Annotated in this window: 17 protein-coding genes; 5 read left to right on the top strand and 12 right to left on the bottom strand. The window is 64.9% G+C overall.

The annotated features are described in order from the left end of the window. The first annotated feature begins 62 nt into the window (after positions 1-62). From LGQ10_RS05750 to nudC, 3 genes are all read left to right on the top strand, one after another. The gene (locus tag LGQ10_RS05750; protein ID WP_226524917.1) at positions 63-839 is read left to right on the top strand and encodes a class I SAM-dependent methyltransferase; all 777 of its coding nucleotides are present in this window, start codon (positions 63-65) and stop codon (positions 837-839) included. A gap of 131 nt (positions 840-970) precedes the next feature. Then, positions 971-1,783 (top strand): crotonase/enoyl-CoA hydratase family protein, encoded by an 813-nt coding sequence (locus LGQ10_RS05745; protein ID WP_226524916.1) that lies wholly within the window; start codon positions 971-973, stop codon positions 1,781-1,783. 7 nt (positions 1,784-1,790) lie between these two features. Further along, positions 1,791-2,621, top strand: a complete 831-nt coding sequence (nudC, locus tag LGQ10_RS05740) for an NAD(+) diphosphatase (RefSeq protein ID WP_226524915.1) — start codon at positions 1,791-1,793, stop codon at positions 2,619-2,621. On the opposite strand, the gene LGQ10_RS05735 is transcribed toward nudC, so the two are convergent. Both LGQ10_RS05735 and LGQ10_RS05730 read right to left on the bottom strand, forming a co-directional pair. Beyond that, positions 2,589-3,368, bottom strand: coding sequence for a TSUP family transporter (locus LGQ10_RS05735; RefSeq protein WP_058439113.1), 780 nt, complete (start codon positions 3,366-3,368; stop codon positions 2,589-2,591). The two genes, nudC and LGQ10_RS05735, sit on opposite strands and share 33 nt — an antisense overlap. 126 nt (positions 3,369-3,494) lie before the next feature. Continuing rightward, positions 3,495-4,730 (bottom strand): acyl-CoA dehydrogenase family protein, encoded by a 1,236-nt coding sequence (locus tag LGQ10_RS05730; protein WP_226524914.1) that lies wholly within the window; start codon positions 4,728-4,730, stop codon positions 3,495-3,497. A 333-nt stretch (positions 4,731-5,063) separates the two neighbouring features. On the opposite strand from LGQ10_RS05730, the gene sfnG reads away from it, so the two are divergent. Beyond that, complete coding sequence (sfnG, locus tag LGQ10_RS05725; protein WP_226524913.1) at positions 5,064-6,149, top strand: dimethylsulfone monooxygenase SfnG; 1,086 nt, start codon at positions 5,064-5,066, stop codon at positions 6,147-6,149. 163 nt (positions 6,150-6,312) lie between these two features. Here the strand turns inward: sfnG and LGQ10_RS05720 are convergent, their stop codons facing one another. Further along, on the bottom strand, positions 6,313-6,792 hold the full coding sequence (locus LGQ10_RS05720; protein ID WP_058439107.1) for a DUF1348 family protein: 480 nt from the start codon (positions 6,790-6,792) through the stop codon (positions 6,313-6,315). Between the two features lie 59 nt (positions 6,793-6,851). Further along, on the bottom strand, positions 6,852-7,415 hold the full coding sequence (locus tag LGQ10_RS05715; RefSeq protein ID WP_058439105.1) for a TetR/AcrR family transcriptional regulator: 564 nt from the start codon (positions 7,413-7,415) through the stop codon (positions 6,852-6,854). Between the two features lie 181 nt (positions 7,416-7,596). Here LGQ10_RS05715 and pssA point away from each other — a divergent pair, with 181 nt between their 5' ends. Further along, complete coding sequence (pssA, locus tag LGQ10_RS05710) at positions 7,597-8,940, top strand: CDP-diacylglycerol--serine O-phosphatidyltransferase (protein WP_226524912.1); 1,344 nt, start codon at positions 7,597-7,599, stop codon at positions 8,938-8,940. Positions 8,941-9,123: 183 nt separating this feature from the next. On the opposite strand, the gene LGQ10_RS05705 is transcribed toward pssA, so the two are convergent. From LGQ10_RS05705 to LGQ10_RS05670, 8 genes are all read right to left on the bottom strand, one after another. Further along, positions 9,124-10,317 (bottom strand): MFS transporter, encoded by a 1,194-nt coding sequence (locus LGQ10_RS05705; RefSeq protein ID WP_226524911.1) that lies wholly within the window; start codon positions 10,315-10,317, stop codon positions 9,124-9,126. A 149-nt stretch (positions 10,318-10,466) separates the two neighbouring features. Next, positions 10,467-11,291 carry an iron uptake system protein EfeO gene (efeO, locus tag LGQ10_RS05700; RefSeq protein WP_058439098.1) on the bottom strand — a complete coding sequence of 275 codons (825 nt, stop codon included), beginning with the start codon at positions 11,289-11,291 and terminating at the stop codon, positions 10,467-10,469. Positions 11,292-11,327: 36 nt separating this feature from the next. Further along, complete coding sequence (gene efeB, locus LGQ10_RS05695) at positions 11,328-12,641, bottom strand: iron uptake transporter deferrochelatase/peroxidase subunit (protein WP_226524910.1); 1,314 nt, start codon at positions 12,639-12,641, stop codon at positions 11,328-11,330. Positions 12,642-12,659: 18 nt separating this feature from the next. Next, entirely contained in the window at positions 12,660-13,859 is a 1,200-nt protein-coding gene (gene efeO / locus LGQ10_RS05690) for an iron uptake system protein EfeO (protein WP_226524909.1), read from the bottom strand. A gap of 8 nt (positions 13,860-13,867) precedes the next feature. Further along, the gene (gene efeU, locus LGQ10_RS05685; RefSeq protein ID WP_226524908.1) at positions 13,868-14,716 is read right to left on the bottom strand and encodes an iron uptake transporter permease EfeU; all 849 of its coding nucleotides are present in this window, start codon (positions 14,714-14,716) and stop codon (positions 13,868-13,870) included. A 259-nt stretch (positions 14,717-14,975) separates the two neighbouring features. Further along, complete coding sequence (locus LGQ10_RS05680; RefSeq protein WP_058439092.1) at positions 14,976-15,881, bottom strand: AraC family transcriptional regulator; 906 nt, start codon at positions 15,879-15,881, stop codon at positions 14,976-14,978. A gap of 65 nt (positions 15,882-15,946) precedes the next feature. Beyond that, entirely contained in the window at positions 15,947-17,239 is a 1,293-nt protein-coding gene (locus LGQ10_RS05675) for a glycosyltransferase (protein WP_226524907.1), read from the bottom strand. A 72-nt stretch (positions 17,240-17,311) separates the two neighbouring features. Continuing rightward, the gene (locus tag LGQ10_RS05670) at positions 17,312-17,671 is read right to left on the bottom strand and encodes a response regulator (protein ID WP_226524906.1); all 360 of its coding nucleotides are present in this window, start codon (positions 17,669-17,671) and stop codon (positions 17,312-17,314) included. Between the last annotated feature and the right edge of the window lie 135 nt (positions 17,672-17,806).

Here is a 17,806-nt window from a genome sequence, read left to right as displayed (position 1 = left end):
CTTGCCCCTGACCGGCACCGGTTTATCCTCGGTGGCCCAGATCCATGACCGGGAGGTGCTCCATGAACGATCAGCCCATTCATCACGCTGCGGCCGATGGCTACACGCTGGCGGCCGACACCTACGTTCGCGGTCGTCCCGGTTATCCGCCGGAACTGGCCCCCTGGCTACACCAGGTGCTGGGCCTGCAAGCGGGCAGGGTCGTGGTGGACCTGGGCGCTGGTACGGGCAAGTTCACCAGCCGGCTGTTGGCCACCGGCGCCCAGGTGATCGCGGTAGAGCCTGTGGCGCCGATGCGCGCCCGGCTCGCTCAAGCCCAGCCCCAGGTGCAGGTGCTTGATGGCAGTGCCCAGGCGTTGCCGCTGCGTGACGCTTCGGTGGATGTGGTGGTCTGTGCCCAGGCTTTTCACTGGTTTGCCACCCATGAGGCCCTGGATGAAATCCACCGCGTGCTCAAGCCGGGCGGCCAGTTGGCGCTGGTATGGAACCAGCGTGATGCGCGAGTGCCCTGGGTGGAGCGTCTGGATGGCATCGTCAATGCACTGCAAGGCGACACGCCGCGCTACTACACCGGGGCCTGGCGCGAGGTCTTTCCCCACCCCGGTTTCGGCCCCTTGCAGGAAGAGCATTTCAGCCATGGACACCACGGCCCGGTGGAGGATGTGATCTTCAATCGCGTGCGGTCCACCAGCTTCATTGCCGCCTTGCCCCAGGCCGGGCGTGAGGCCGTGGACCGGCAGATTGCCGCGCTGATCGCCAGCGAACCCCAATTGCGGGACAAGGCCGAAGTCACGGTGCCCTACGAGACTGCGGCGTTTCATGCGTTGAAGCTGGGCTGACCCGCCTCGGCACTATCCGCGGGCCAGGGCGGGCGCCAGTCCCGCTTTTGGCCAATGCGCTGCCTTACGGGGCGCGCTTGCCGCTTGCTATAGTTCGGCCCTCATTTGCTGACCAGAAAAGGATCGCTGCCATGTCCGAATACCAAGCCTTTCGCGTCGAACTTGCCGACAACATCGCCCATGTGCAGATCAACCTCCCGGAAAAGATCAACGCCATGAACGCAGCGTTCTGGCGTGAGATCGTCGATATCTTCCAGTGGATCGACGAGACCGACGCGGTGCGGGTGGTGGTGCTCAGCGGTGCCGGCAAGCATTTTTCCTCGGGCATCGACCTCATGATGCTGGCCGGGTTCGCCAACGAACTGGGCAAGGACGTGGGCCGCAATGCCCGCCTGCTGCGGCGCAAGATCCTCGAGCTGCAGGCCTCGTTCACTGCCGTGGACCAGTGCCGCAAGCCGGTGCTGGCGGCTATCCAGGGCTATTGCCTGGGCGGTGCCATCGACCTGATCAGCGCTTGCGACATGCGATATGCCGCCGCCGATGCGCAATTCTCGATCAAGGAAATCGATATCGGCATGGCCGCCGATGTCGGCACACTGCAACGTTTGCCACGTATCATCGGTGACGGCATGCTGCGTGAGCTGGCCTATACCGGCCGCACGTTCGGCGCTGACGAGGCGCGCGCCATCGGCCTGGTCAATCGCACCTACGGCGATGCTTCGAGCCTGCTGGACGGGGTCATGGAGGTTGCCCGGGAGATCGCCGCCAAGTCGCCGATCGCCGTGACCGGCACCAAGGAAATGCTCAGCTACATGCGTGACCATCGTATCGACGATGGCCTGGAATACGTGGCCACCTGGAACGCCGCGATGCTCCAGTCCAACGACCTGCGCGTGGCCATCGCCGCCCACATGAGCAAACAGAAACCCGAATTTCTGGATTGAATTGACGATGATTGCACGCTGGACCACCGCAGTACTGGATACCGACCTTCCCGGCGGCTGGGCCGTGGCCCGTGGCCCGGAAGGTTTTCTCTACGACGACAACGGCGTGCTGTTCCCTCGCCACTGGCTCAAGAACCAGGACCTGCCGGTGCTGGGCGAGCATGGCATCGGTCACCTCGATGGCGAGCCGGTGTACCTGCTCGAACTTGCGTCCCGCGCCCAGGTCCAGGGCTGCGCCTGGAAAGGCCTGCGGGCCTTCATGCTCGAGGATGACCACACCCTGTACAAGGTGCTCGGTTATGCCGCGCAGATTGGCACCTGGGCCCGGGAGCATCGGTTCTGCGGCTGTTGCGGTCGGGCCACGGTGCAGGTGCCGGGGGAGCGGGCGATGTATTGCGAACCCTGCGATCTGCGGGCCTACCCGCGGATCTCGCCGAGCATGATCGTGCTGATCACCCGGGGCGACGAGATCCTGCTGGCCCGTTCGCCGCGCTTCGTCACTGGGGTCTACAGCACCCTTGCAGGTTTTGCCGAGCCCGGCGAGTCGGCGGAGGACTGCCTGGTCCGCGAGGTGCGCGAAGAGGTGAGCATCGAGGTCAGGAACATCCAGTACATGGGCAGCCAGTGCTGGCCGTTCCCGCACTCGATGATGCTGGGCTTCCATGCCGAGTACGCCAGTGGCGAGATTGTCCCCCAGGAAGACGAGATCGAGGATGCCCAGTGGTTCAATGTGCATGCGCTACCGCCGTTGCCGGCCTCGCGCTCGATCGCCCGCTACCTGATCGACCTCTATGTGGCGCGGCGCCTAGGCCACGCTGAACCAGTGCTGCCAGGCTAGGCGCACGGTCAGGCCCAGGACCACGGTGATGAACACCGGGCGAATGAACTTGGCACCACCGCTGATGGCGGTGCGTGCCCCGAAGAAGGCCCCGACCATCACCGACAGGCCCATGCTCAGGCCGATGATCCAGTCCACCTGCCCGGAGAAGATGAACACCGCCAGCGCCGCGATGTTGCTGACGAAGTTCATGCTGCGGGCCACGCCGCTGGCCTTGACCAGGTCGATGGGGTAGAGCAGCAGGCTGCTGACGGTCCAGAACGCCCCGGTGCCCGGGCCGGCCACGCCGTCGTAGAAGCCCAGGCTGAAGCCCTGGCTCGATTGCCACTTCTTCTTGATGGGCGCGTTGCTGTCCAGCGGCGCCTTGGGCGTGCCCCCGAACAGCAGGTACAGGCCGCAGGCGAAGACGATCACCGGCAGCATCTTGTTCAGCCACTCCGCCGGCAGGTAGTGGGCGACGATGGCGCCGGCCAGCGCGCCCACCAGGGTGCCGACGATCGCATGGGTCCACTGCCGGGGATGGAACAGCTTGCGCCGATAGAAGGTGAAGCTGGCGGTGGCCGAGCCGAAGGTCGAGCTGAGCTTGTTGGTGCCCAGTACCAGGTGTGGCGGCAACCCGGCGGTGAGCAGGGCCGGGGTGGTGAGCAAGCCGCCACCGCCGGCAATGGCATCGATGAAGCCGGCGATGAAGGCCACGAGGGCGAGAACGGCGAGGGTGGTCAGGTCAACGCTGAGATCGAAGGGCATGGAGTCGGCTTATTTCGGCGGGAGCGCAAGGGGCTGCGCGAACGTCCGCCATCTTACCTGCATCCCAGGCTGCTGTGCGACTGCGACCAAGGTCCTGGCGGCCGCTGTTGCGAGCAGCGCCACGCCTCAGGTTTTCGGTCCGTTGCCGACCTTCCAGGCGAACGGCGGTTCGCTGCCGTTGATGTGCCAGTCGCCAACGATTCGCGCCTTGTAGATTGCCGGGTTGTGCGAGGACACCGTCCGCGCATTGCGCCAGTGCCGGTCCAGGGCCTTGCCCTGGCGGATGTCCGAGGCCCCGAGGGCATTGAACAGTTCGCTGGTGGCGCGCTGGATCAGCTCGGTGACCGCCACCTGGGCCGTGGCTGACTCGAGCTCCGCCGCCACGTTGGCTGCATGTTCCTGCGCCGGGGCAGCGGCAAACCGAGCCAGGTAGGCCCGCTGTGCCGGCAGGGCGGCGCGCAGCGTGGCGGCTTCGGCGATGTACACCAGGGCGGCGACTTCACCCACCACCTGCTGCACCTGGGCGTCGGCGCTGGCTTGTGGCGCGTTGCCGTGGCTGTAGACGCGCTGGCGCCCCCGGACTTCCCGGGCCACATCGCGCAGCGCCGCGCGGCCGATCCCGGCCAGGGTCGCCAGCAGTACCAGCTGATAGAAGGCGGTCTGGTACTTGAAGCGGGTGATGAAGTCGATGACGTTGCCGGCCTCGACTTGCGCCTGGGTGAAGCGCGTTGTACCGCTGCCGGTGGTGCGCTGGCCGAAACCGTCCCAGTCGTCGCTTCGCTCGACTCCCGGCTGGCGGGTGCGCACGGCGGCGATCACGTGGTCGCCCGTGTCGCTGCGCTGGGCGTAGACATCGATCCAGTTGGAGAAGAGGCTCCCGGTGCTGTAGAACTTCTCGCCGTCGAGTCGCCAGTCATCGCCGTCGGGGCTGACCTTGGTCTGCACCTGGCCGATCTCCACCGCACCGATCTCGGTCCAGGCGCAGCCGACGATATCGCCCTCGACGAACCGCTTGAACCACAGGTCGCGTCCCGGTCCCGGGGCGGCGTTGAGGCGGTCCTCGGCAAAGGCGAAATGCCCGCGCAGGGCCTGGGGGACGTTGGCATCCGCCTCGGCCAATTCGATCAGCAGCTGGAACAGCTGGGGCAGGGACGCGCCCCCGCCGCCGTACTCGATCGGCACCCGCACCGCGCCGAACCCGGCCTCCTTGAGCCAGCGGATGGGCTCGTAGGGCAGCTCGCGCTGCTGCTCGCGCTGTACCGCGCCCTCGGCGATACGCCGGAAGATCGGTCGGAAGCGTTCGGCCAGGGGTTCGTAGTCGACCCCCACGGACAATGGATTGATCACCTGGTGTTCGGTCATGGCGTGGCTCCGCAATCGGCAGGAAAAGACAAAAGGTCCCGCAGGTGATTGCACACAGCATGCCGACTGTCATGGCTCCGGTTTTGCTGGCCGGGCCCGTGCCCAGTCCGTCGGCAACTGTTGCACTGGCAACAGCCCTGCAACAAATCGTTGTCCGCGGTACTTCCCACGCGCTGTGCTGATCCGTGAAAACCACCCGTAGAGCGCGGGCTCGTGTAGCCGCTGCCGCAGGCTGCGCACGGGCGCGCAGCGGCCGCCATGCGAGGTCGTGGCGGGGTTGGCACATATGCTGCTCGAGGCCTGGATACCTTTCCCAGTCCCGAGGACCGAACCATGAGTCAGCAAGCCGTGAAATTTGCCTATTGGGTGCCCAACGTCAGTGGCGGACTGGTGGTCAGCAAGATCGTCCAGCGCACCCACTGGGATATCGACTACAACCGCAAGTTGGCGCAGATCGCCGAGGCGGCCGGTTTCGAGTACGCCCTGACGCAGATCCGTTTCACCGCCGGCTATGGTGCCGAGTACCAGCATGAGTCGGTGGCGTTCAGTCATGCGCTGCTGGCTGCCACCAGCACGCTCAAGGTGATCGCGGCGATCCTGCCCGGACCCTGGCAGCCAGCCCTGGCGGCCAAGCAACTGGCGACCATTGATCAACTGACGCAAGGCCGCATCGCGGTGAACATTGTCAGTGGCTGGTTCAAGGGCGAATTCCAGGCCATTGGCGAGCATTGGCTGGAGCACGACGAGCGCTATCGCCGCTCCGAGGAGTTCATCCGCTGCCTGCGCGGGGTCTGGAGCGAAGATCATTTCACCTTCAGGGGCGACTTCTACCGTTTCGACAACTACAGCCTCAAGCCCAAGCCCCTGGGTCGGCCGGAGATCTTCCAGGGCGGCAGCTCCCGGGCAGCCCGAGACATGGCCGCACGGGTTTCGGACTGGTACTTCACCAACGGCAACAACCCCCAGGGGATCAAGGCCCAGGTCGACGACATTCGCGCCAAGGCCGCGGCCAACCAGCATCAGGTGAAGATCGGAGTGAATGCCTTTGTGATCGCGCGGGATACCGAGCAAGAGGCGCGTGCGGTGTTGCAGCAGATCATCGACCAGGCCGATCCGGACGCGGTCAAGGCCTTCGGCGATGCGGCAAAGCAAGCCGGCAAGGCTTCGCCGGAAGGCGAGGGCAACTGGGCCGGATCGAGCTTCGAAGACCTGGTGCAGTATAACGACGGCTTCAAGACCAACCTGATCGGTACCCCGGATCAGATTGCCCAGCGCATTGTCGAGCTCAAGGCCGTGGGGGTGGACCTGGTGCTGGCGGGGTTCCTGCATTTCCAGGAAGAGGTGGAGTATTTCGGCCGGCGCGTGTTGCCCCTGGTGCGCGAGCTGGAGGCGCGTCTCGGCCAGGAAGTCGCGGCCTGAGGCGTTGGCGGCCCTGCTGGCCAGCGACCACCAATCGTGCTGGGTGTAGCCGCTGCCGCAGGCTGCGCATGGCCCGGAGGGCCACGGGGTGCGCTGGATCATTGAAGGCCTGGCGGCCTTGTCGCAGCCTCGCAGGCTCGTCAGCGGCTACAGATCGTAGCGGTTACAGGCCCAGTTCGGTCAGGCCCGGATGATCGTCCGGGCGGCGTCCCAGGGGCCAGTGGAATTTGCGTTCGCCGGCCTTGATCGGCATGTCGTTGATGCAGGCGAAGCGCCTGGCCATCAGGCCTTGCTCGTCGAACTCCCAGTTCTCGTTGCCGTAGGAGCGGAACCAGTTCCCCGAGTCGTCGTGCCACTCGTAGGCATAACGCACGGCGATGCGGTTATCGGTGAAGGCCCAGAGTTCCTTGATCAAACGGTAATCCAGTTCCCTGGCCCATTTGCGGGTAAGGAAGGCCTTGGCTTCCTCGCGGTTGTGGGCGAACTCGGCGCGGTTGCGCCACTGGGTATCCAGGGTATAGGCCAGGGATACCCGTTCCGGGTCCCGAGAGTTCCAGCCGTCCTCGGCCAGGCGGATCTTGTCGATCGCCGACTCGCGGGTAAAGGGAGGAAGGGGCGGACGCACTTGCGGGTTAGATGACATGAGCTGTCTCCAATGAAAGTTGCTGTTCCAACTAAATAAGTTGCACTTGCCTCGGGCAATCAGAGGTCCAATAACTTTCGCGCCATGCATTGCGCATTATCAGCAGCACTGTGATCGCCCATGACAAGGGCAACGGTGATGGCGCCATCGATCAGCACCAGCAGCTGTGCCGCCAGTTCTGCAGGATGCTGCACGCCATGTTCCTGGCAAAGCTCGAGCAAGTAGTCGAGCAGCTTCTGTTTGTGCCGCCTGGCCACCTGGCGCACCGGGTCCTGCGGGTCGCCGGTTTCACCGCTGGTGTTGATGAAGGCGCAGCCGCGAAAACCCTCCGAACCGAACCAGTCCTTGAGTACGCTGAACAGCGCCAGCAGGCGCTGGGCGGGGTCCCGGGCCTTGCCCACCTCGCTGCGGTACCAGTGCATCCAGCGTTCGTCGCGCCGCTCGAGGGCGGCCACCACCAATTGCTCCTTGTTGTCGAAGTAGCGGTAGATGCTCTTGCGCGAGACGCCTGCGGTCTTGACCAGAAGATCCATGCCAGTGGCGGCGATGCCACTTTTATAGATCAACTTCTCAGTGACATCGAGAATGATGTCGCGTGTTTCCGATTGGGTGATTTCGTTCATGCGGCAGAGAGTAGAACGATCGTTCTCCTTGGTCAATATTATTTTTTTGACATTCTCTGGCGGTTGTTGGCAGGCGCCTGTCGCCCCGTCGATGCCGACCTTATATGGGTCAGGCAGGGGACTGCGACCTGAGCATGGTGTAAGCTCTTGCGCTCTTTGGATCTGAGCCACCGCGAGTCCTATGCCGTTGCTTTTCAAGCGTTCCCTGCTACCCAAGCTGCGCAGCTTCCCACTGGCCGCCGAGGCCTTCACTACCCTGCGGGGTGCCGCGCAATTTCGTCATGTGCTGCTGGAGCAGATTGCCCAGGCCACCCGGCGTATCTATATCGTCGCGTTGTACCTGCAACAGGATGAGGCCGGCCAGGAAATCCTCGAGGCCCTGCATGCCGCCAAGGCAGCTCGTCCGGAGCTGGATGTGGTGGTCGTGGTGGACTGGATGCGCGCCCAGCGCGGCCTGATCGGCGCCGGCAAGCAGCCGGGCAATTCGGCCTGGTACCAGCACATGACCCGCACCCATGCCAGCGTGGTACCGATCTATGGCGTGCCGGTGCAGACTCGGGAACTGTTCGGTGTCCTGCACCTCAAGGGCTTCGTGATCGACGACTCGGTGCTCTACAGCGGCGCCAGCCTGAACAACGTGTACCTGCACAAGCTCGACAAGTACCGTTTCGATCGTTATCACCTGCTGCGCAACCGCGCCCTGGCCGACTCCATGCACCACCTGGTGCAGCATGGCCTGGTGGAGTCACGGGCCGTGCATCGCCTGGACTTGCCCAAGCTGCCGACCACCCGCAGCCTGCGCAACGACATCGGCGACCTGCGCAGCCGCCTCAAGCATGCGACCTACGACACCACCGCCGGCAGCCTGGACAAGAGCGGCCTGACAGTCAGTCCGTTGCTGGGGGTGGGCAAGGGCAACCCGTTGAACCGGGTGATCTGCGAGCTGATGGCCGGGGCCGAGCGGCAACTGACCATCTGCACCCCGTATTTCAACCTGCCGTTGCCGGTGGTCCGCGAGCTCAATCGCGCCCTGGAACGTGGGGTGACGGTGGACATCATCGTCGGCGACAAGACCGCCAATGACTTCTTCATCCCGCCCAGTGAACCGTTCAAGGTCATCGCGGCGCTGCCTTACCTGTACGAGATCAGCCTGCGGCGCTTTGCCAAGCGCCACCAGAAGTTCATCGACAATGGCCAGCTGAACCTGCACCTGTGGTGCGATGGTGACAACACCTACCACCTCAAGGGGCTGTGGATCGACGAGCGCCATACCTTGCTCACGGGCAACAACCTCAACCCACGGGCCTTCCGCCTGGACCTGGAAAATGCCCTGTTGCTGGACGACCCCAAGGGCGAGCTGCTCGAGCAGCGCCGTGCCGAGCTGGAGGACATCTATCGCCATACCCGGCGCATCGATCATTTCCAGCACCTGGACAGCCTGGTGGACTACCCCGAGGCCGTGGGCAAGTTCCTGCGTCGAGTCAGCCGGGTGCGCATCGAGCGGTTGCTGTACCGCATCCTCTGATCCGTTGCCGGGCCAAAGGCCCGCAGGTGCGCGATATCATCGCGCCCCTGTAGCCGCTGCCGAGCGGGCGAGGCTGCGCCAAGGCCCGCAGGGCCTTCAGCGTTCGGCCAGCCTGGCGTGTTGCCGGGTCGATCATGGCGACCGCTGCGCGCGCGTACGCAGCCTGCGGTAGCGGCCAGAGGATCAGCTTTTCCTGGATGGGTATGGCCACACCGCTACCAGCACCAGCAGCAACGCCGCCAGTAGGTACGGCAGGCGCGGTTCCTGGGCGTAGATCAGGGTCCCTGCCAGCGGGCCGACGACCGCGCCCAGGCCCTGGGCAGCGCCGATGCTGCCAGCGGTAGCGCCTTGTTCCGAGGCTTGCACCGAATTGGCCGCCAGGGCCGAGAACGAAGGGAATATCCCGCCCATGCCCACGGCAGACACGAAGAATGCCAGCCACAGGCTCCAGGCGCTGTCCACCAGCATGGTCCCGACAAACCCCACGGCCGAGAGCAGGGCCCCGGCCCGAATCATCCGCAGCGGTGGCCATTCCAGCTTGCGCACCACCAACTGGGCGCAGATCAGCGCCACGCCGACCATGGCCAGGGCTATCCCGGCGGTCTGCGCGGCATCGGCCGGGTTCATGTGCAGCCGGTCCATGGCATAAAAACTGACGGTGATCTGCGCGATGGTCACGCAGAGCATGGCGACGAAGGCGACGATCATCGGGCGGACCAGCCGCGGGTCGTTCAGGCGCACCCGGCCAGGGGGCTGCGCCAGGTGCAGCTCCTGGCGTGGCAACCGGTAGCGCAATACCAGGAAGGCCAGCAGCGGCAGGACTGCCATGGCATAGAAGGGCAGGCTCAGGCTGTAGCGGGCCAGTAGTGCAGCCGCTGCCGGGCCTACCACCAGGCCCACGGCATTGGCTGCACCGAGGGTGGCCATGGCCCGGGCCCGATGCCGGGGCTCGACGTTGTCGGCAATCAGGGCGAAACCGCCAACCGGCACTGCCGCATAGAAGGCTCCGATCAACCCGCGCAGCAGCACCAGGCCGGCAAAGGCCACGGCGACGCTGGGCAGGGTCTGCAGGGAAAAGTCGATGAACAGGCACAGGGCCCAGTAGGCCAGGGTGAACCCCGCCGTTCCGGCCAGCAGCACCCGGCGACGTCCATAACGATCGCTGGCCTGGCCCCAGGGGCGTGCCAGGAGGACCCAGATCACTCCGGCGACGGTCACGGCCACTCCGGCATGCCAGGTTTGCAGATGCAGTGCACGGGAGATCGGGCCGATCAGCGAGACGAACGCCATCATCGACATGGTGCAGGCTATGTAGGCGGCCATCAGTGGCAGCAGCGAGAAGGGCTTGGCGGCCAGCGGCGCCGAGGGTTGGGACATACAGGGTCTTCCATGAGGGCCATCGGGCCGTGCACGTTATCGGGATAACGCGCAACTGCCCAGGCCTATCTGCGCCAGGAGGGCGTGAGCAGGCTGGGCGGAGGCAGGAGCCGGCAAGCCGGTACCTGCCGGGCAGCAGTGCCGCCGAATCAGTTCAGGCCGAGCTTGCCACGCAGGGTGGAGAGGTCCTCGGCCAGGGTGTTGACCGGGCCGACCAGCGCCTTGCGGTCATTGTCCTTGACCTTGTCATAGGTCATGAAGCCGCCATCGGCGGTCTTGTACTTGGCCAGGATCTTGTTCACGGTGGCGAAATTCTTGTCTACCTTGGCGACGAAGGCCTGGTCCTGCTTCTCGATCTGCGGGCGGAACAGGTCGACGATCTTCTTCGCGCCATCGATGTTGCCCTGGAAGTCATAGAGGTCGGTGTGGCTGTAGCGATCTTCCTCGCCCGAGATCTTGGTCGCGGCCACTTCCTCGAGGAGGGCGGCGGCGCCACCGACGACCTTCTCCGGCGGGAAGGTCAGGCCGGCCACGCGGGTTTGCAGGTCCTTGACATCCTTGTTCAGGCCGTCGGCCAGTTCGCCCAGGCCTTCGGTGCTGTTCTGCGAGAACAGCGAGTATTCCAGGCGGTGGAAGCCGGTGAAGTCCTCCGCCTTGACGCCTTTCTCGTGATCGTCGACCCGCGAGTCGATGGACGCGTCCAGGTCACTGAAGAGCTCGGCGATCGGTTCGATCGACTCGTAGTAGACCCGGGTCGGTGCGTAGAGCTGCTTGGCCGTTGCCAGGTCGCCCTTTTTTACTGCGTCGGTGAACTGCTGGGTATGGCTGGCCAGTTCGTCCAGTTGTTCGGTGACGTAGATCTTGTAGTCCGAGATCGGCCCCACCAGCTCCAGCGGCGCAGGGGCGGCCAAGGCCGACAGCGGAACGTGGAGCAAGCCAAGGGTCAGCAACACAGCGAGAGGCGACTTTTTCATGGGACTTTTCCGTGGGGGTTATTGTGTCGGGTCAGGTCAGGCATGGGGCGTGGGTGTCGTGGCGGCGAGCAGCGAACGGCCGATGAAGTCCTGCTTGCCGGTCACCCCCGGCAGGGTGAAGAAGTACCCGCCGCCAGTGGGCTTGAGGTATTCCTCCAGGGGTTCGCCGTTGAGCCGCGTCTGCACCGTGATGAAGCCTTTTTCCAGGTCCGCCTGGTAGCAGATGAACAGCAGGCCCATGTCCAGCTGGCCATTCTTGTTCACGCCGTTGGAGTAGTTGAATGGCCGGCGCAGGATCAGGTTCTGCTGGGTCTTGGCGGTGCGCGGGTTGGCCAGGCGGATGTGGGCATCCAGCTTGGTTACCTTGCCGTGGGGGTCCTTGGCGTAGTCGGGGACCTGGCTTTCCCGGTGGCCGTCCATGGGTGCGCCGGTGGCCTTGATCCGGCCCAGGATGCTCTCCTGTTCCTGCAGCGGGGTGCGGTCCCAGCGTTCGACGAAGTTGCGGATGATGCGCACCGCTTGATAGCTGCCGTGGGTGGCCCAGGCGGGTTCGTCGCTGCCGGGCTGGACCCAGACGATCTGTTGCATGGCCTTCTGGTCGTTGGAGTCGGGGTTGGCCGAGCCATCGCGAAAACCCAGGAAGTTGCGTGCGCTCTGTGCAGGTTCACCGGGCTTGGCCGGGGCCTGGGGCGGTACGCTGCCTTCCTGTTTCCAGCGCACCAGCAACAGATCCGGCAGGTTCTTCACGATGTCGCGCAAGGCATGGATGTTGGTGTCGGCGGTGTTGGAGCAGAACTGCAGGCTCAGGTCGCCATGGCAACAGGCCGGTTCCAGGGCGTCGTTGGGAAACCCCACCATGCGAACCAGGCGCTTGGGCTTGGCCGGTGCCAGGCCGAAACGCTCGTCGAACAACGATTCGCCCACCGAGACGGTGATGGTCAGGTTGTCCGGGGTTACCACCGGGCCGAGGATGCCCGAGTCCAGCGGCGGCAGCTTCGGGTCGACATTGGGCACCGGGCCGCCCTGCATGAGGAAGGCGATGCGCTCGTCGAGGGTGCGAAACAGCCGCTCCAGGTCGTCGCGGTCGCTGGCCAGCACGTCGAAGGCCACCATCATCCCGGCAGCCGGGCGGGGAGTGACGATGCCGCTCTGGTGCTGGCCGTGGAAAGCGTTGTGCTCCTGGGTCTGGTCGCTGCTGGGGGCCACGGTGACCTGGGCCGGCGCCTGGCCGGCCAGGGCAGGGGTCGCCAGGCTGCTGCCCGCCAGGGCCATGCCGGCAGCGCCCATGCCCAGCAATACGCGCCGGCGCTGGGCGTTGAAGGAAGGGTTGGATTGATCTGAATCGTTCATTGCACAGGACTCGTGTCGTTACAGGCCCGAAAGGCCCAGGGCGGGATCGATGCCATCCAGAGCGTCAGCCAGGGCCTTGGCCTTGTCGGCGAGCTCCTTGCGTTGCCCGGCGTTGACCTGGTCGTAGTCCAGGTAACCGAAACCGTCGCGCAGGTTGTCCAGGCGTGTGCCCAGGGCATTGGCGGCGTCATCCACCCGGGCCAGCAGGGGGGCGGCGGACTTGGCCAGCAGCGGGCGCAGCAGGTCGACGACCTTGCGGGTGGTTTCCAGGTTGGCGGCAAAACCGCCCAGGTCGCTATGGCTGTAGCGTTCCTCTTCGCCGCTGCTGGCTCGCAGGTCGGCCAGGCTGCGCATGTTGCGCGCGACGCTGCTGACCAGTTGCTCCGGGGGCAGGGTCTGGGCCAGCAACTGCTGCTTGAGGCTGCTGACATCCTGCGCCAGGCGCTGGGCCACGGGGGCCAGGCCGGCCAGGTCACGATGCTGGAAGAGGCCGTATTCCAGGCGGTGGAAACCGCTGAAGCCGGGGTCTTGCTCGCGTTGTTCGAAATAATCGGCGCGAGCATTGATGGCGTTGTCCAGTTCGGCCAGGCGCTGGGCAGCAGGGGCCAGGCGCTGGTAGGCGGCGCGAGCCGGCACGTACAGGGCTTGGGCCTGCTTCAGGTCGCCGGCCTCGATGGCCTGCTGCAACCCTGCGACAGCCTTGACCAGGGCGGTGCCCTGGGTGCTCAGGTAGACGCGAAATTCCGACAACGGGCCAACAAAGGCCACCAGTGAAGGCCGGGCCTTGGCCTGAGCGTCGGACTCGGCGGTCGGCGTCACGTGCAGGGTACCGCGCGGATTGCTCAGTAGGCCGCAGGTGATGGCGTAGTCCCCGGGTTGCAGGTTGGCGTTGATCACCTGGCTCAGGCCCGGTGCGATGTTTTCCCGCTCCTCGACCACCAGTACGCCATCGAGGATTTCCCATTCCACGGCGCGTTCGGAGCGGTTGACGATGCGGAAGCTGGCGCGTCCGGCCGGCACGGTCAGGGCATTGGGTTCGCAACTGTGGGGGTGGATGGTCACGGTGATCTCGCCCTGATGGGCCTGGCGCTTGCTGGCGGCCAGCTGCGCGGCGTAGTAGAACAGCCCGCCGGCAGCGATCATCACGATCACCGAGCCGGCTACCGCCCAACGCAGAGCGCGAGGCGGCGAGGCCTGGGGAGAGGCTTGCTGGGTCATGGGGAGCCTTACTGACTGGAAACTGAGGACGACGGCCCGGGCGCCTTGGTGGGGGCGGCACCGGGCAGGAAGAACAGCACGAGGGTCACGGCCAGGTACAGCACGTAGGCACCCAGGGTGCTGAGGGTGGGGGCATCCTGGTAGCCGAACATGCCGGCCAGTACCGAGCCCAGCGGGCCATCCATGGGCAGGGCTGCGCTGAAATCGAACAGCACGGTCTGCAGGTGGTTCCACAGTCCGGCTTCATGCAGGGCCTGTACCGAGTTGGCCAGGATGCCGGCGGCGACCACCAGGATGAACAGCCCGGTCCAGCGAAAGAACGCAGCGAGGTTCAGGCGCATGCTGCCGGTGTAGATCAGCCAGCCGACGATGATCGCCACCACCAGCCCCAGCAGTGCACCGATGGGCGCACCCCGGCCTTCGCTCTGCTGGAACACGGCGAGCAGGAAAAACACGGTTTCCAGGCCTTCGCGGGCGACGGCGAAGAACACCATGGCGATCAGCGCGATGACCTGGTTGCGCGAACCGGCCAGGGCCTGGTCCAGGGAGGCTTGCAGCGAATGCTTGATGGAGCGCGCCACCTTGCGCATCCAGAACACCATGGAACTGAGGATGCCCACGGCGACGAGGCCCACGATGCCTTCGAACAGTTCCTGCTGTTTTTGCGGAAACTCGGCGCTCATCAGTTCCAGGCCGCCGCCGACCAGCAGGGCCAGGGCTGCGGCGAGAAACACACCGATCCACACGGCTGGCATCCACTGGCCCCGGCCGGTCTGTTGCAGGTAGCTGGCGATGATGCCAACGATGAGCGCGGCTTCGATCCCTTCGCGCAGCATGATCAGAAATGGAACGAGCATTCAGCACCCGCGGGCAAAATAAGATAGGGAGCTAAGTTGTAACATAATGATACTCATTACTAAATGAAGATTATTGACAACTGCTGAATGAAAGCTGAACGAGATTGTTTCTCAGCATAGCCACCTCTGCCGTCTTGCCCAGGCCGTTGGGAAGACTCTCGACAGCCGGCGCCCGGCCCGGGGAGGGGTTGCAGGTATGCCTGTAAATGGCCGGCGCCAGGGTGTCGCGTGGGGTGGTCGGGCGGGGTGGCGCGCTGGTTCAGCCGAGGTTCTGTTCGGTCAGGCGCTGTACCGCCAGGCGGCGGTAGTGGGAGGGGGTCATGCCCTTGAGTTGCTGGAAGCGTCGGTTGAAATTGGAGATGTTGTTGAAGCCCGACTCGAAGCACACCTCGGTCACGGGTTTGTCGCCATCGGCCAGCAATTCGCAGGACTTGCTGATCCGCAGGCGGTTGACGAATTCGATGAAGCAGCGCCCGGTGGCCTGCTTGAATACCCGGGAGAAGTAACTGGGCTTCATGCCCAGGTAATCGGCGACTTCCTCCAGGGGCAACTCCCGGGCGTAGTGGGCAAAGATGTAGTCCACTGCGCGGTTGGTGCGGTCGACACTGTGCTCGTCCGCCAGCTGCACGTGGGTAGCGCCGGACAGCAGCTGGTAGTCATCGCACGCCGCGAGCAGTTCCATGAGGATGAAGAAGTGGCCCAGGCGGGTGATGCCCCGGGTGTCGGCGATGCGCTGCATCAGGGGCAGCGCCTGGGTGATGGTGTGCTTGCAGCGGAACTCGATGCCGTATTGCGCCCGCTCCAGCAGCGGGCTCAGGTTCTTCAGCTCGGTGAACACCTGGCTGCCTGCGTCGAACAGCTCGTCGGTGAAGTTCACCAGCATGTCGCGCTTGGCCACCACTTCATCGACGGCTACCTGGCTGATCCAGTTGTGGGGCAGGTTGGGGCCGGTGAGGAACAGCGTCTGCGGATGGAAGTTGCCGATGTAGTCGCCGATGAATACCTTGCCCGAGCTGGCGACGATCAGGTGCAGTTCGTATTCCTTGTGAAAGTGCCAGCGCACCAGCGGGCAGGGGAAACCGTGCTGGCGATAGATGATGGACAGGCCGTTGTGGTCGTCCATCAGTTCGTAGGACGGGTCGGTGATCTTGCCGGCTCGACTCATGGCACGGGACCGTTCTGGTTGTGGGCCGGCCGATAATGCCTCGGGCAGCCCCCATGTGCCAGCGGCTATGGCCGGTTCTTGGCCTCGATCCATTGCGCCATGTACTGGGTGCTCTTGTGGTGATGGTGGCGCAGCATGGTGCCGGTGAAATTGTCCCGGCGCTCCCGGGCCAGGTGCTCGTGGCATTGCTGCAGGCGCTGGATCAGCGCCTGCCCATGGACCTCGCGCCGGTAGCGGGCCGCCAGCAAGCGGGCGCCGTCGGCCTGGGCCTGTTGCCACAAGGCCTGGTCCTGGTACAGGCGCACCGCCGCGGCGGCCAGGGCCGTAGCGGATTCAGCCACGGTGCCGGGCCAGGGCAGGCCGGGCTCGGTCATGGATTCGCTGCCGATGGGCGTGGTCACGCTGGGGGTGCCGCACAGCATGGCGTCCAGCAGCTTGCCCTTGATGCCGGCACCAAAGCGCAAGGGCGCCAGGCAGATACGTGCGGCGCTCATCACCTGCAACGCGTCCTCGGCCCAGTTCATGATGTGAAAGCCCTGGGCCGGGTTGTGCAGGGCCGCAGCCTTGGGCGGGGTATAGGCGCCATACAGGTGCAGTTGCGCGGTGGGCAGTTGCTGGCGGATCAGCGGCCACACGCGGTTTTTCATCCACAGCACGGCATCCCAGTTCGGTGCATGGCGGAAGTTGCCGATGCTCAGGAAATGCGCGCGCTGCTCGAATGGCACGAAGGTCTCGGGCCACGGGTCCAGCATCAGCGGACACCAGTGCAGCAGCGCCGGTGGCAGGCGGAACTGCTCCTGCAGCAGCTCGATCTCGACCTGGGAAATCATCAGGTTCAGGTCGCAACGGTAGAGGGCCGCGATCTCGCGCTTGGCCAGGTCGGTCTCGGCCATGTGGCAGAACTCATCCGCCCGGGCCTGGGCGAACAGCGGACTGAAATCGTCGTCATCGGCCGTGCGCTTCAGATGGTCCTTGAGCCGCTGGTGCCGGGCATGGCGCAGGCATTGCAGGTCCGAGGTCTCCAGGACGCGCAAGGCACCAGGGCAATGTTGCTCCACGCGCCAACCGAACTGTTCCTCCATCATGAACTGGTCGAACAGCACGATGTCCGGCGCCAGCTCGGCGACGAAACGGTCGAAACTGGCGTTGTTCAGTTCGATCGGGCATTCGCAGATGCCCAGGGCCGCGAGGTCTTCCTTGTGCTCGCCGGGGTTGGCCGGGCTGCTGAAGGTCAGGTCCCAGCCCTGGTCCAGAAAGCACTGCAGTATCTGCATCACGTGGCCGCTGGCGGCCGAGGAGCGGGGTTCGGGCCAGACGTAACCAATGATCAGGACCTTGGTCGCGGCGGTGAGGGGCATGGGGCGGAATTCCTGGCAGGCTGGGCAAAAAGGCCGCCATTAAACCACAGCACCCGGCGGCGGGGGCCGGCTTCAGCCGAGGATGCCGCGGACCTTGTCGCGCAGTTGATCGATGGAGAACGGCTTGCCGATCACTGACATGCCCTCGGGGACTTCGAGGGATTCGGCGTAGCCGCTGGCGAACAGCACCGGTAACCGGGGACGCAACTGGCGCGCTCGTTCGGCCAGTTCCTGGCCGTTCATGCCCGGCAAGCCGACATCGGTCATCAGCAAGTCGATGGAGGTGTCCAGGTGCTGCAAATGTTCCAGCGCTGCCTCACTGCCATCGGCCTCCAGGACTGCGAATTCCAGTTCTTCGAGCACATCGACGATCAGCATGCGCACGATGGCATCGTCTTCGACGACTAGGATGGTGGGGACGCTAGCGGGCATAGGGACACTCTCAAGGTTTGGATTGGGCGGGGCGGCGAAAGGCGGCCCTGTGCATCAGTAAGTGGCGCCTGGCCACAAGTTCCCGAAGCTGTACAAGAAAAACCGGTTGTACAAGTACCGGCAAGAATAACCGCT

Origin of the sequence: Pseudomonas sp. L5B5 (assembly GCF_020520285.1) — a bacterium.
Classification (GTDB): domain Bacteria; phylum Pseudomonadota; class Gammaproteobacteria; order Pseudomonadales; family Pseudomonadaceae; genus Aquipseudomonas.
This window is presented reverse-complemented; position numbering and strand designations above follow the sequence as displayed.